The organism is Cupriavidus sp. 2KB_3 (assembly GCF_052115685.1).
GTDB classification, from domain to species: Bacteria; Pseudomonadota; Gammaproteobacteria; order Burkholderiales; family Burkholderiaceae; genus Cupriavidus; species Cupriavidus campinensis.
Genome location: NZ_JBFRHD010000010.1, coordinates 52,958 through 67,395 on the forward strand (window position 1 = coordinate 52,958; position 14,438 = coordinate 67,395).

The 14,438-nt window shown below is 68.4% G+C and carries 13 protein-coding genes; 12 read left to right on the plus strand and 1 reads right to left on the minus strand.

Annotated elements, in window-relative coordinates; genetic code table 11:
* Nucleotides 1-126 precede the first annotated feature (126 nt).
* Nucleotides 127-1,182: a CDP-6-deoxy-delta-3,4-glucoseen reductase gene (locus AB4120_RS12725; protein WP_441642318.1), complete on the minus strand. Its 1,056-nt coding sequence runs from the start codon at nt 1,180-1,182 to the stop codon at nt 127-129.
* A 10-nt stretch (nt 1,183-1,192) separates the two neighbouring features.
* Here AB4120_RS12725 and AB4120_RS12730 point away from each other — a divergent pair, with 10 nt between their 5' ends.
* From AB4120_RS12730 to AB4120_RS12785, 12 genes are all read left to right on the plus strand, one after another.
* Nucleotides 1,193-2,221, plus strand: a complete 1,029-nt coding sequence (locus tag AB4120_RS12730; RefSeq protein WP_149135265.1) for an NAD-dependent epimerase/dehydratase family protein — start codon at nt 1,193-1,195, stop codon at nt 2,219-2,221.
* A gap of 216 nt (nt 2,222-2,437) precedes the next feature.
* Nucleotides 2,438-3,400, plus strand: coding sequence for an ABC transporter substrate-binding protein (locus AB4120_RS12735; RefSeq protein WP_149135266.1), 963 nt, complete (start codon nt 2,438-2,440; stop codon nt 3,398-3,400).
* A 52-nt stretch (nt 3,401-3,452) separates the two neighbouring features.
* A complete protein-coding gene (locus AB4120_RS12740) occupies nt 3,453-4,298 on the plus strand; it encodes an ABC transporter permease (protein ID WP_262389697.1) in 846 nt (281 codons plus the stop codon).
* Nucleotides 4,295-5,074, plus strand: coding sequence for an ABC transporter ATP-binding protein (locus tag AB4120_RS12745; RefSeq protein ID WP_441642319.1), 780 nt, complete (start codon nt 4,295-4,297; stop codon nt 5,072-5,074). Before AB4120_RS12740 ends, AB4120_RS12745 begins: the two co-directional genes overlap by 4 nt.
* Nucleotides 5,075-5,079: 5 nt before the next feature.
* Nucleotides 5,080-5,862, plus strand: a complete 783-nt coding sequence (hutC, locus tag AB4120_RS12750; RefSeq protein WP_149135269.1) for a histidine utilization repressor — start codon at nt 5,080-5,082, stop codon at nt 5,860-5,862.
* Between the two features lie 134 nt (nt 5,863-5,996).
* Entirely contained in the window at nt 5,997-7,574 is a 1,578-nt protein-coding gene (hutH, locus tag AB4120_RS12755) for a histidine ammonia-lyase (RefSeq protein ID WP_441642320.1), read from the plus strand.
* A gap of 58 nt (nt 7,575-7,632) precedes the next feature.
* A complete protein-coding gene (gene hutU / locus AB4120_RS12760) occupies nt 7,633-9,336 on the plus strand; it encodes a urocanate hydratase (protein WP_441642321.1) in 1,704 nt (567 codons plus the stop codon).
* Nucleotides 9,337-9,367: 31 nt separating this feature from the next.
* Complete coding sequence (locus tag AB4120_RS12765; RefSeq protein ID WP_149135271.1) at nt 9,368-9,979, plus strand: HutD/Ves family protein; 612 nt, start codon at nt 9,368-9,370, stop codon at nt 9,977-9,979.
* Nucleotides 9,976-11,229, plus strand: a complete 1,254-nt coding sequence (hutI, locus tag AB4120_RS12770; protein ID WP_441642322.1) for an imidazolonepropionase — start codon at nt 9,976-9,978, stop codon at nt 11,227-11,229. The genes AB4120_RS12765 and hutI overlap by 4 nt, the downstream gene beginning before the upstream one ends.
* On the plus strand, nt 11,226-12,632 hold the full coding sequence (locus AB4120_RS12775) for a formimidoylglutamate deiminase (RefSeq protein WP_149135273.1): 1,407 nt from the start codon (nt 11,226-11,228) through the stop codon (nt 12,630-12,632). The genes hutI and AB4120_RS12775 overlap by 4 nt, the downstream gene beginning before the upstream one ends.
* 27 nt (nt 12,633-12,659) lie before the next feature.
* On the plus strand, nt 12,660-13,475 hold the full coding sequence (hutG, locus tag AB4120_RS12780) for an N-formylglutamate deformylase (protein ID WP_149135274.1): 816 nt from the start codon (nt 12,660-12,662) through the stop codon (nt 13,473-13,475).
* A 531-nt stretch (nt 13,476-14,006) separates the two neighbouring features.
* Complete coding sequence (locus tag AB4120_RS12785; protein ID WP_441642323.1) at nt 14,007-14,432, plus strand: hypothetical protein; 426 nt, start codon at nt 14,007-14,009, stop codon at nt 14,430-14,432.
* The last annotated feature ends 6 nt before the right edge of the window (nt 14,433-14,438 follow it).

Below are 14,438 nucleotides of genomic sequence, written 5' to 3' on the forward strand. Positions count from 1 at the left end.
GCGTCGGAGCATGATCGTGTTCATGTCGGCCAATATAAGGCGCATGCACCCGGGTGTCAAAACCAATTGCGGAAAGTCTGGCAGACCCGGGTGGCATTGTTGTGTCGACGGAACGGCGGGGGGCGGTCAGGCGGCCCCGGCCGGGTGCATGTCGGCCTCGGACGTGAACGAATCGGCGAAGAACGCGTCCTCGTGCAGCTGGCACTGGGCGGTGAAATCCGTGCGGGCCGCGTTGACCATCACCGGGGCGCCGCAGGCGTAGACCTCGTGGCCGGACAGGTCCGGATGATCGTCGATCACGGCCTGGTGCACGAAGCCGGTGCGGCCCGCCCAGTTGTCCTCGGCCTGGGCGTTGGAGATCACCGGCACGTACTGGAAGTTTGGCAGGTCGCGCGCCCACTGCTCGCACAGCGCGTGCATGTACAGGTCGGCCGGGCGGCGGCCGCCCCAGTACAGCGTCATCTTGCGGTCGATGCCGGTATAGGCGGCATGCTCGACGATGGCCTTGATCGGCGCGAAGCCGGTGCCGGAGGCCAGCAGGATGATCGGCTTGTCCGAGTCCTCGCGCAGGAAGAAGCTGCCCAGCGGGCCTTCGAAGCGCAGGATGTCGCGTTCCTTCATGGCCGGGGCGCCTTCCTTGGCGCCGAACACGTAGTCGGTGAATGCGCCGCCGGGCATATGGCGGATGTGCAGCTCGATCGGGCCTTCCTCGTGCGGCGGCGTGGCGATGGAATAGCTGCGGCGCTTGCCGTCCCGCAGCAGGAATTCCACGTACTGGCCGGCCAGGTACTGCATGCGCTCGGTGGCGGGCAGTTGCAGGCGGATGGCGATCACGTCGTCCGCCAGGCGCTCCAGCGTGCTCACGCGGCAGGGAATCTTCTTGATGGGGATGTCGCCGGCGCCGTGCACTTCCCGGCACTCGATGGTGATATCCGAGGTGGCGTTGGTGCAGCAGAACAGCGCGCGGCCTTCGGTCTTTTCCTGGGCCGTCAGCGCCGAGGCGGCATGGTCGCCCTGGACGAAGCTGCCTTCGACCACGCGGCCCTTGCAGGAGCCGCAGGCGCCGTTCTTGCAGCCGTAGGGCAGGCCGATGCTGTGGCGCAGGGCCGCGCCGAGGATGGTTTCATCGGCAGCCACCTCGAACTTGTGGCCGCTGGGCATGACGGTTACTTGATAAGCCATAATCAGGTCTATGAGCCAAATTCTGTCGCCGCATGCGGCATTGTCTTACTCCCGGGCGGGTCGCCGCCTGGGCCGTCCGCGCCTGCTGATCGTGGGCTGCGGTGATGTCGGTTCGCGTGTGCTGCGCCTGCTGGCGGCACGCATGCGCGTGTTCGCCGTGACGTCGCAGCCGGCCCGGCGGGCCGAGTTGCGCGCCGCGGGCGCGGTGCCGCTGGTGGCCGATCTGGACCGGCCGACCACGCTGGCACGGCTGCGCGGACTGGCGGACCGGGTCATCGACCTGGCCCCGCCGCCCGCACAGGGGAGCGGCGATCCGCGCACACGTGCCTTGCTGGCTGCGTTGCGCCGCACGGCATGGCGCCGCGCCCGGTCCGGGCGCATGGCTGCCCACGCCGCCAGCGAGGCCGCCATTCTACCCGAGCGGGGCTGGCACCGCGCGTTTGAGGCGGCGGCCCGGCACCAGTCTGCCGGCGTCTTCGTCTATGCCAGCACGACCGGCGTCTACGGCGACCGGGGCGGCGCCCGCGTCCAGGAATTCCACGCGGTGCGTCCGCAGACGCCCCGGGCGCGCCGGCGCGTGGCGGCCGAGTCCGCCGTGCGCCATTTCGGGCGCGATGCGGGCTGGCGCGCCAGCATCGTCCGCATTCCGGGCATCTACGCGGCGGATCGCCTGCCCGTGGCCCGGCTGCACAAGCGCACGCCGGCGCTGGCGCCGCAGGACGACGTCTACACCAGCCATATCCACGCCGACGACCTCGCCCGCACCATGATCGCGGCGCTCTGGCGCGGCCGGCCCCAGCGCGTGGTGCACGCCAGCGACGACACCGAGCTGCGCATGGCCGATTACTTCGACCTCGTGGCGGACCGCCGGGGCCTGCCCCGGCCGCCGCGCATCACCCGCCAGCAGGCGCATGAGGTGATAGAGCCGGCACTGCTGAGCTTCATGAGCGAGTCGCGTCGGCTCGACAACGGCCGGCTCAAGCGCGAGTTACGGCTGCGGCTGCGCTATCCCACCGTCACGGACTTCTTTGACGCCTGACCCGGCCTGACCGGGTTTGAGGCTCCCCTGGCACACCGCTTGCGATCCATGTCGCCGCGGTGCTGCTGTCTATACAGGATTGTGCACAAACACCCCATATCGGTGCGATACAAGGCGTATCCGGCGCTTTTTCGGGGCCTTGCCTAGTGCAAACCCTTCGTTGACTTGTATAGACAGGCATAGCACCATTTGCCCGACCACAAAGGAGCCGACAGCATGACCCTGCACCGCCGCGCAACGCTCGCCGCCATCGCCCTCGCATCCCTCGTCACCACGCTCGCCGCCCCGGCCCACGCGCAGAACACGCCCGTGACCCTCGGCATGAGCGGCTGGACCGGCTTCGCCCCGCTCACGCTCGCCGACAAGGCCGGCATCTTCAAGAAGAACGGCGTGGACGTGGACATCAAGATGATTCCGCAGAAGGACCGCCACCTGGCGCTGGCCTCGGGCGCGATCCAGTGCGCGGCCACCACGGTGGAGACCCATGTGGCGTGGAACGCCAACGGCGTGCCGATCACGCAGATCGTGCAATTGGACAAGTCCTATGGCGCGGACGGCCTGGCCGTGCGCGGGGATGTGAAGTCGTTCGCGGACCTCAAGGGCAAGACCATCGGCGTGGATGCGCCGGGCACCGCGCCGTATTTCGGGCTGGCGTGGATGCTCAAGAAGAACGGCATGACGCTCAAGGACGTGAAGCTGACCACGCTGTCCCCGCAGGCCGCCGCGCAGGCCTTCGTGGCCGGCCAGAACGATGGTGCGATGACCTACGAGCCGTATCTGTCGACGGTGCGCGCCAATCCCGACAAGGGCAAGATCCTCGCCACCACGCTCGACTACCCGATGGTGACCGACACGCTCGGCTGCGCGCCGAAATGGCTAAAGGACAACCCGAAGGCCGCCCAGGCGCTGGTGGACAGCTACTTCGAGGCCCTTGAGATGATTCGCAAGGATCCGGCCAAGTCGAACGAGATCATGGGCGCGGCGGTCAAGCAGACCGGCGAGCAGTTCGCCAAGTCGTCGGCCTACCTGCGCTGGCAGGACAAGGAAGCCAATCGCACCTTCTTCGCGGGCGAGCTGGCCAGCTTCAGCAAGGAGGCCGCGGCCGTGCTGCTCGATATTGGCGTGATCCGCCAGGCGCCGGACGTGACCACGCTCTATGACGCCCGATTCCTCAAGTAAGCCGGAGGCCGCCATGACTCAGGTGACCCAGGTTTCCACGCCCGCCGGCCGCATGCCCGCGCCGGCCACCAGTGCAAGCGGCGCCGGCGACGACACCGCCCCGCGCCGCCGCCATCCGTGGCTGTCGCCGCTGGTGCCGGTGGGCGGCCACGCGCGCTGGCTGCTCGGCCTGTCGTTCTTCGCGGTCTTCTTCGCGCTGTGGGCGGCGGTCACGCTGGGCGGCTTCGTGCCGCGTACCTTCCTGGCCGATCCGCTGACCATGGCGCGCGAAGGCGTGACCCTGTTCACGCAATACAACTTCCTCGGCGACATCGGCATGACGGTGTGGCGCGTGGTGGGCGGCTTCGTGCTGGCCGCCGTGCTGGCCGTGCCGCTCGGCATCTTCATGGGCGCGTACAAGGCGGCGGAGGCATTCTTCGAGCCCTTCGTCTCGTTTTGCCGCTACCTGCCAGCCTCGGCCTTTATCCCGCTGCTGATTCTCTGGGCCGGCATCGGCGAGACGCAGAAGCTGCTGGTGATCTTCATCGGCTCGTTCTTTCAGATTGTGCTGATGGTGGCGGTGACGGTGGGCGGGGCCCGCAAGGATCTGGTGGAGGCGGCCTACACGCTCGGCGCCACGCCGCGCGGCATCGTCCGGCGCGTGCTGATTCCGGGCGCGGCGCCGGAGATTGCCGAGATCCTGCGGCTGGTGCTGGGCTGGGCCTGGACCTATGTGATCGTGGCCGAGCTGATCGGCTCGTCGTCAGGCATCGGCCACATGATCACGGACAGCCAGGCGCTGCTCAACACCGGCCAGATCATCTTCGGGATCATCGTCATCGGCTGCATCGGGCTGGTGTCCGACCTTGTCTTCAAGCTGGCCAACCAGCGCCTGTTTCCGTGGAGTTCGATCAAATGAGCGCGCTGTCGATCCAGCAGGTTTCTCGTACTTTTTCGAATCCGCGCGGTGGCGTCACGCAGGCGCTGCTGCCGGTGGACTTCGACGTGCGCGACAACGACTTCGTGACCATCCTCGGCCCCTCGGGCTGCGGCAAGTCCACCCTGCTGCGCATCGTGGCGGGGCTGGACACGCCTTCGGGCGGGCGCGTGCTGCTCGACGGCCAGCCGGTGGCCGGCCCGGGCGCCGATCGCGGCATGGTGTTCCAGTCGTACACGCTCTTTCCGTGGCTGACCATCGAGCAGAACGTGCGCTTTGGCCTGCGCGAGCGCGGCATGAGCGCGGCGGACCAGAAAGAACGGAGCGACTTCTTCATCGCCCGCGTGGGGCTGCGCGGCTTCGAGCACCATTATCCGAAGCAGCTCTCGGGCGGCATGCAGCAGCGCACGGCGATTGCGCGGGCGCTGGCCAACGACCCCAAGATCCTGCTGCTCGACGAGCCGTTCGGTGCGCTGGACAACCAGACCCGCGTGCTGATGCAGGAACTGCTGCTGGGCATCTGGGAGTCTGCGCGCAAAACGGTATTATTCGTCACGCACGATATCGACGAGGCCATCTTCATGGCCAACCGCGTGGCGGTGTTTTCCGCCAGGCCGGGTCGGATCAAGAGCGAGATCGCGGTGGATTTCCCCCATCCGCGCCATTACACGATCAAGACTTCGCCCGAGTTCTCCGCGCTGAAGGCGCGGCTGACCGAGGAAATTCGTGCCGAGGCCATGGCCGCGGCCGAGCACTGACCGCCATGAATCACCCCGCTGCCGGCTCCACCCCCGCCAACCCCGCCACGCCTTCGGCCCCTTCGGCCCCTTCCGCGCTCTACCAGCAGGTGAAGGAGTACATCGCCCGCCAGATCCAGAGCGGCGCGTGGCAGCCGGGAGACCGCGTGCCGTCGGAGCAGGAGCTGGTGACCCGCTTCTCGGTCTCGCGCATGACCGTCAACCGGGCGCTGCGCGAACTGTCGGAGCAGGGCAGGGTGGTGCGCGTGGCCGGCGTGGGCACCTTCGTGGCGGAGCACAAGCCGCAATCGACCCTGCTGTCGGTGGTCAACCTGCAGGACGAGATCCGCATGCGCGGCCACGACTATGCGTGCGATGTGATCCTGGTGGAGCGCGTCTCGGCGTCGATCGAGGTGGCGGCGGCGCTCGAGCTGCGCACCGGCGAGTCGGTCTATCACTCGGTCTGCGTGCATCGCGAGGACGGCGTGCCGGTGCAGCTGGAAGACCGCTACGTCAATCCGCGCGTGGCGCCGGACTTCATCACCCAGGATTTCCGCGATACGCAGCCGGGCGAATACCTGCTGCGCAACGTGCCTTACGATCAGGTGGAACACGTGGTCGATGCGATTGCCGCCACCCCGGAGCAGGCCGCGCTACTGGAAATGCCGCCGACCCAGCCGTGCCTGCTGCTCACGCGGCGCACGTGGACGAATGGTGTGCCGGTCACGTTCGTGCGCTGCCTGCACCCGGGCAACCGCTATCGCCTCGGCAGCCGCTTCCGCGCCGACGGTAATCCGGCCTTCGGCTAAAACTGAGTAGCTGAGGCCAGTTAGTGCTGGCCTTCGGCCCCCATTTTCGACTAACCTGTATAGACAGGCTCATACAACTGATTTTGACCTCGTTTGAGCCGATTCTCAAAAGATCCAACAGGACGATGCAGCACATGACAGCCATTTCTGATTCCCGCCTCGATTCCCGCCCCGTACTGACGCTGGACCCCGGCCACGTCTCCCTGGCCGACTTGCGCCGCATCTACCGGGGCGAAGTGCGCCTGGCGATGGCGGACGCGGCCTGGGCCGGCGTGCGCGCGGCGCAGGCCACCGTGCAGGACATCATCGACGCCGACGCCGTGGTCTACGGCATCAACACCGGCTTCGGCAAGCTGGCCCAGTCGCGCATTCCGCATGACAAGCTGGCCGAGCTGCAACGCAATCTCGTGCTCTCCCACAGCGTGGGCACCGGCCCGGACCTCGCGGCGGACACCGTGCGCGTGATCCTGGCGATGAAGGCCATCAGCCTCGCGCGCGGCCATTCGGGCGTGCGCCCGGCCGTGATCGAGGCGCTGCTGGCGCTGGCCAACCACGGCGTCACGCCGTGTATCCCGGCCAAGGGCTCGGTGGGCGCCAGCGGCGACCTCGCCCCGCTCGCGCATATGTCGTGCACGCTGATCGGCGTGGGCGATGTTTATCTCGATGGCCGCCGCGTGCCGGCGGCGCAAGGGCTGGCCCACGCCGGGCTGGAGACCTTCGCGCTCGGCCCCAAGGAAGGGCTGGCGCTGCTCAACGGCACGCAGGTGTCCACCGCGCTGGCGCTGGCCGGCCTGTTCGCCGCCGAGGACGCCTTCGCGGCCGGGCTGGTGGCCGGGGCGCTCTCGCTCGAAGCCATCAAGGGCTCGGTCAAGCCGTTCGATGCGCGCATCCACGCCGCGCGGGGCCAGGTCGGCCAGATCGAGGTGGCCGGCGCCGTGCGGGCGATGCTCGACGGCAGCGAGATCGTCGATTCCCACAAGGGCTGCGGCCGCGTGCAGGACCCGTACTCGATCCGCTGCCAGCCGCAGGTGATGGGCGCCTGCCTGGACAACCTGACCCATGCCGCGCGCATCCTGCGCATCGAGGCCAACGCGGCGTCGGACAACCCGCTGGTCTTCCCCGAACAGGGCGACGTGGTCTCGGGCGGCAACTTCCACGCCGAGCCGGTGGCCTTCGCCGCCGACATCCTCGCGCTGGCCATCGCCGAGATTGGCGCGATTTCCGAACGCCGGCTGGCGCTGCTGCTCGATACCGGGCTGTCCGGCCTGCCGCCGTTCCTGGTGCGCGATGGCGGCCTGCACTCCGGTTTCATGATCGCGCAGGTGACGGCAGCGGCACTCGCCTCAGAGAACAAGTCGCTCTCGCATCCGTCCAGCGTGGACAGCCTGCCCACCTCCGCCAACCAGGAAGACCATGTGTCGATGGCCACCTACGGCGCGCGCCGGCTTGGCGAGATGGCCGCCAACACGGCGGTGATCGTCGGCATCGAGGCGATGGCTGCCGCGCAGGGCATCGAATTCCACCGGCCGCTGAAGTCGTCGCCGCTGGTGGAGCAGGAACTGGCGCGCATCCGCGCCCGCGTGGACTTTGTCGAAGGTGACCGCTACCTCGCGCCCGACATCGAGGCCATGAAGCAATGGGTCGTGCAGGGCGATGCCGGGGCCGGCTGGCCCGAGGCCGTGCGCGCGATCCTGCCGACCAATGCCGGCTGATACCAGCCGTCGATCCCTATCTGACAAATTCGAATCTCCCAGCACGGAGCCCCCGACCATGAACGCTAACGAACGCCAATTCGACACTCCCCAGCGCGGCCAGCGCGAGATCCGCGCACCGCACGGCAGCCAGCTGCATTGCAAGAACTGGCTGATCGAGGCCGCCTACCGGATGATCCAGAACAACCTCGACCCCGATGTGGCCGAGCGCCCGCAGGACCTGGTGGTCTACGGCGGCATCGGCAAGGCCGCGCGTAACTGGGAATGCTTCGACGCCATCCTGGACAGCCTGCGCCGCCTGGGCGAGGACGAATCGCTGCTGGTGCAGTCGGGCAAGCCGGTGGGCATCTTCCGCACGCACGCGGACGCGCCGCGCGTGCTGATCGCCAACTCCAACCTCGTGCCGCACTGGGCCAACTGGGACAAGTTCAATGAACTGGACCGCGCCGGACTGATGATGTACGGCCAGATGACCGCCGGCTCGTGGATCTATATCGGCACGCAGGGCATTGTGCAGGGCACCTTCGAGACCTTTGTCGAGGCCGGCAACCAGCACTTCGGTGGCGACCTCGCCGGCAAGTGGATCCTGACGGCCGGGCTGGGTGGCATGGGCGGCGCGCAGCCGCTGGCTGGCGTGCTGGCCGGGGCCTGCGTGCTGGCCATCGAGTGCCAGGAGTCGCGCATCGACTTCCGCCTGCGCACGCGCTATGTGGACAAGAAGGCCACCACGCTGGACGAGGCGCTGGCCATGATCGCCGAAGCCACCGCGAAGAAGGAAGCCATCTCGGTGGGCCTGCTCGGCAACGCGGCAGAGATCGTGCCGGAACTGGCGCGCCGCGCCCAGGCCGGCGGCATGCGGCCGGACATCGTCACCGACCAGACTTCGGCCCACGACCTCGTCAACGGCTACCTGCCCGAGGGCTGGACCGTGGCGCAGTGGGAAGACCTGCGCCAGCGCGACCCGAAGGCGGTGGAAGCCGCCGCGCGCGCGTCCATCGTCAAGCATGTGAAGGCGATGCTGGCCTTCAAGGAGATGGGCGTGCCGACCCTGGACTACGGCAACAACATCCGCCAGGTGGCCTTCGACGAAGGCGTGAAGAACGCGTTCGATTTCCCGGGCTTCGTGCCGGCCTATATCCGCCCGCTGTTCTGCCGCGGCAAGGGGCCGTTCCGCTGGGTGGCGCTCTCGGGCGACCCCGAGGACATCTACAAGACCGACGCCAAGATGAATGAGCTGTTCCCCGAGGACAAGCACCTGCACCGCTGGCTGGACATGGCGCGTGACCGCATCGCCTTCCAGGGCCTGCCGGCGCGGATCTGCTGGGTGGGTTTGGACGAGCGCCATCGCGCCGGGCTGGCGTTCAACGAGATGGTGAAGTCGGGCGAACTCAAGGCGCCTATCGTGATCGGGCGCGATCACCTCGACTGCGGCTCGGTGGCCTCGCCGAACCGCGAGACCGAGGCCATGCGCGACGGTTCCGACGCCGTGTCAGACTGGCCGCTGCTCAACGCGCTGCTGAACACTGCCGGCGGCGCCACCTGGGTCAGTCTGCACCATGGCGGCGGGGTGGGCATGGGCTTCTCGCAGCATGCCGGCGTGGTGATCGTCTGCGATGGCACGGACGCCGCCGCGAAGCGCATCGAACGTGTACTCTGGAATGATCCGGCCACGGGCGTCATGCGTCATGCCGATGCCGGTTACGAGAGCGCCATCGCCTGCGCCCGGGAGAAGGGCCTGGACCTGCCGATGGTAAAAGGTTGAAGGGTTGAACGCTTGAAAGGTTGAAGCGAGCATGAAGGAACTGGAGCCGGGTGTTAAGCGGTTTGCCCTCGACGCCATTGCCCCCACGCCGTGGAAGAACGGCGGCGGCACCACGCGCGAAATTGCCGTGTGGCCGCCGGGCGCGGGCATGGACGCCTTCGCGTGGCGCGTGAGCGTGGCGGACATCGTTGCCGATGGGCCGTTCTCGGCCTTTCCCGGCATCGACCGCCAGATCGCGCTGCTGGAAGGCGCTGGCGTGCATCTGCAGGCCCACGACGATTCGTTCTGCCACAAGCTCACGGCCATCGGCGAGCCATTCGGGTTTGCCGGCGATACGGCCGTGCACGCCACGCTGGTGGAGGGCCCCACGCGCGACTTCAACGTGATGGCGCGGCGCGGGGTGTGCCACGCCGACGTGGCCCTGCAGCGCCAGCCGTTCGCGGTGGAAACCGGCAACGATGCCGTGATGGTGTTCGTGATCCGGGGCGAATGGCGCAGTGCCGATGGCCTGTCGCTGCGGGATGGCGAGGGCCTGCTGGTGTCCGCCGGGGCTGGCGGTGCATCGGGCCGGCTGGCGCTGGCCCCCGCCGAAATCTCCGCGCTGTGCCTGCGCGTATTGCTGCAAATGGAGCCTGCTCAATGACGATTTCCCACGCGCCGTCCGCCGATGGCGTCTGGCACCACTGCCACCTGCTGCCCGAGCCCGGGCAGGACACGGCGCTGCGCGATGGCGCCATCGTCGTGGCCGATGGCCGCATCGTCTGGCTCGGCGCCCACGCGGCGCTGCCGGACAGTTATCGCCACCTGCCGCGCCACGACGCCGGCGGGGCGTGGATCACCCCCGGCCTGGTCGATTGCCATACCCATCTGGTCTATGGCGGCCAGCGTGCCGACGAGTTCGCGATGCGGCTGGCCGGTGCCAGCTACGAGGAGATCGCCCGGGCCGGCGGCGGCATCGTCTCCACGGTACGCGCCACGCGCGAGGCCGACGAGGACACGCTGTTCGCCCAGGCCGCCGGGCGGCTGCGGCCGCTCTTGGCCGAAGGCGTGACCGCCATCGAGATCAAGTCCGGTTACGGGCTCTCGCTGGACGCCGAGCGCAAGCAGTTGCGCGTGGCGCGCCGGCTCGGCACGGCCTTCGGCGTCACCGTCCACACCACCTTCCTGGGCGCGCACGCGCTGCCGCCCGAGTATGCGGGCCGGGCGGATGACTATATCGATCTGGTCTGCGACACCATGCTGCCGGCGCTGGCCGCGGAAGGGCTGGTCGATGCCGTGGACGCGTTCTGCGAGGGCATCGGCTTCTCGCCCGCGCAGACCTCGCGCGTGTTCAAGGCCGCCAAGCGGCACGGCCTGCCCGTCAAGCTCCATGCCGAGCAGCTGAGCAACCTGGGCGGCGCGGCGCTGGCGGCCAGCCATCAAGCGCTGTCCGCCGACCATCTCGAACATCTGGACGAGGCCGGCGTGCGCGCCATGGCGGCTGCCGGCACGGTGGCCGTGCTGCTGCCGGGCGCCTACTACTTCCTGCGTGATACCCACCTGCCGCCGCTGGCGCTGCTGCGCGAGCACGGCGTGCGGATTGCGCTGGCGACTGACCATAACCCGGGCACCTCGCCCACCACCTCGCTGCTGCTGATGATGAACATGGCCTGCACGCTGTTCCGCATGACCGTGCCCGAGGTGCTGGCCGGGGTAACCACCCACGCGGCGCACGCGCTGGGCGCGGCGGACCGGCACGGCACGCTCGCCGCCGGGCGCGTGGCGGACTTCGTGCTGTGGCAGGTGGCCACGCCGGCCGAGCTGGCGTACTGGTTTGGCCGCAATCCCTGCGCGGCCGTGGTGCGGCAGGGACGAATCTATCCAGCCGGGACCGGCGCGGGAGTCACGGCATGAGCGCCGGCCACCTGTTCGCGCCATCGGCCCTCCTGCCCGAAGGCTGGGCGCGCAACGTCCGCCTGGGTTGGGATGCGCAGGGCCGGTTGACCGAGGTCACGCCCGACGCCGCCGCCGCCCCGGGGGACGAGCACGCGGCTGGCCCGGTGCTGCCGGGCATGCCCAACCTCCATTCGCACGCATTCCAGCGCGGCTTTGCCGGGCTGACCGAGTACCGCAGCATCACGGCGGACGAAGACCCGGCCGGCGGGGACTCGTTCTGGAGCTGGCGCACGCTGATGTACCGCTTCGCGCTGCGGCTTTCGCCGGACGCGCTCGAGGCCATTGCCACCCAGCTCTATATAGAGATGCTGCGCGCCGGCTATACCAGCGTCTGCGAATTCCATTACGTCCATCATGATCCGGACGGCCAGCCGTACGCCACGCCCGCCGAGATGTCGCTGCGGCTGCTGCGCGCGGCGCGCCGGGCCGGCATCGGCATGACGCTGCTGCCGGTGCTGTACCAGACCGCCGGCTTCGGCGGCAAACCGGCGCAGGCGGACCAGCGGCGCTTCCTGCACGGGACGGATGCCATGCTGGCGCTGCTCGGCGACCTTGCCCCGGCCTGCGCCGAGCACGGCGCGCGGCTCGGGCTGGCGCCGCACTCGCTACGCGCGGTGCCGCCCGAGAGCCTGGCCCGCGCCGTGGCCGGGCTGCACGCGATGGACGCCACCGCGCCGGTGCATATCCACATCGCCGAACAGCAGAAGGAGGTGGATGACTGTCTGGCCTGGTGCGGCGTGCGGCCGGTGGAGTGGCTGCTCGATCACGCGCCGGTCGATGCGCGCTGGTGCCTGATCCACGCCACGCATATGGATTGGGACGAGCGCCGGCGGCTGGCCCACAGCGGCGCGGTGGCCGGCATCTGCCCGACTACCGAGGCCAATCTGGGCGACGGCGTGTTCGACGCCGCGCCCTACCTCGCCCAGCACGGCGCGTGGGGCATCGGCTCGGACAGCCACGCGAGCGTCAGTGTGGCCGAAGAACTGCGAACCTTCGAATACGGCCAGCGGCTGGGGCTGCAACGGCGCAACGTGCTGGCCTCCGCGCGGCATGCCCAGGTGGCGGACCGGCTCTGGCTCGAAGCCGTGGCAGGCGGCGCCCGCGCGGCGGCGCGCCCCGTAGCCGGGCTGGCGGTGGGCCAGCAGGCCGATTTCCTGGTGCTGGACGGTGCCCACGCCACGCTGGCGGGGCTGGACGGCCCACGCGCGCTGGCGACCCACGTGTTCGCCAGCCACGGGCATGAGACACTAGCGGAGGTCCGCACCGCCGGCATCCGCCGGGTGCAGCATGGGTCGCATCCGCAACAGGCGGAGGCAGCCCGGTTGTTCGCCGCCACGCGCGCCGGCCTGCTGGCCGACTGATTCCCTGAAGCAGCCCCCTGGATCACGATGTCTTTCTCCACCGATACCCCCGCTTTCACCCTGCATCGCGGTACGCGCCCGCTGCTGGTGTCGATGCCGCACGTCGGCACGTACCTGCCCGCGCCGCTGGCCGCCCGCCTCACGGCCGAGGCGCGCACCGTGCCCGATACCGACTGGCACATGGACCGGCTCTACGCATTCGCGCGCGAGCTGGGCGCCTCCGTGCTGATGGCCACCCATTCGCGCTACGTGGTGGACCTGAACCGCCCGCCAGACAATGCCAACCTGTACCCGGGCCAGGACACCACAGGCCTGTGCCCGGTCGACACCTTCGACAAGACGCCGATCTACGCCGATGGCTCGAACGGCCCCGACGACGCCGAGATCGCCCAGCGCCGCGACGCGATCTGGCATCCGTACCACGCCGCCCTGCAGGACGAACTGAAGCGCCTGAAGACCGAGCACGGCACCATCGCCCTGTGGGACGCCCACTCGATCCGCTCGGTGCTGCCGCGCTTCTTCGAAGGCAAGCTGACCGACTTCAACCTCGGTTCGGCGGACGGCGCCAGCTGTGACAAGGGCCTGGCGGCCGATGTGCTGGCGATTGCCAGCGCGGTGCCGGCGCACACCGCCGTGCTCAATGGCCGCTTCAAGGGTGGCTACATCACGCGCCAGTACGGCGACCCGGCCAACGGCGTGCACGCGATCCAGCTGGAGCTGACGCAGTCGTCGTACATGGAAGAGGTCTACCCGTTCGCCTACGACCCGTCCAAGGCCGGCGCCATCCAGCCCGCCATCCGGCAGATGCTGGAGACCGCGCTGGGGTTTGTGGAAGCGCGTTAAGCCACTATCGCTCGGGGAGGATTGCATTCCCATTGCAATGAGGAAGTCGCCCCGAGCGATTCCATTGGTTCGGTCGCATTCAAGAGAATTGCTATAGACGTTGGTGATCGCATTACGTCAGCCTTTTGGCTTCTGCCAGAAAGGGAGACGTAAGGTGAAGCAAAACGACGCGCCGAATGCAAGGCCATGCAGGCACATCCTGCATACGGATCCACCTCTCTACGTGTTCGTCACGTACTGCCCGCGGCACTGTCAACCGGACTTCGTCCGGGCCTCCTGCGAAGCCATCGACGAGACGTATCACGGGCGTCCTGGTAACGCCCTCACCTTGACATCGGTCGACGTCAAGCCAGCACAAAGCCAGCACAAAGCCAGCACAAGGCCAACCATAGGGACACCGCGACGGCGTCGGCAGATCATGTCACGCTGATCGGCCCGAACATGACCAATGAAGCTCCCTCGCGCTTGCGCGCGCCAGGCATCCCGCATGCATCACGAACGCAGACAACGTGGCGGGGTATGTTGTCGTGCATGGCCCGATCCCTGATAGCTTCGGTGTTGGTATGCGGTAGCGCCGTCGCATTGGCATGCAAGCCGGGCGAGCAGTTTAACGCGTGGTTTTCCACCGAGGCCGATCAGTTAGCCGGCGCGGAGGCTGGCAGGCTAGGTGCCTGGGTTGCGGAGATGCAGCGCAGCTACCCAAAACGCGATCTGTTCATCCTGGTGAGCTATATCAAGGAACGGGGAGCATCCGAGGCCATTGCGGAGCGGCGCGCCGACTGGATAAAGGATTTCCTTGTCAGCATGGGCGAGGAGCCGAAGACCATCGTCTACGGCGGGGCGACGGTGCGCCTGAATCCGACAGGGCGGGACTACAGCGGCGCCACCGATTCGTCGGTAGCCATAGAATTTGGGCCGGGGTGCCCGAATCGATGCTGCAAAGCGAAGAGCGAGTAGGGCGCT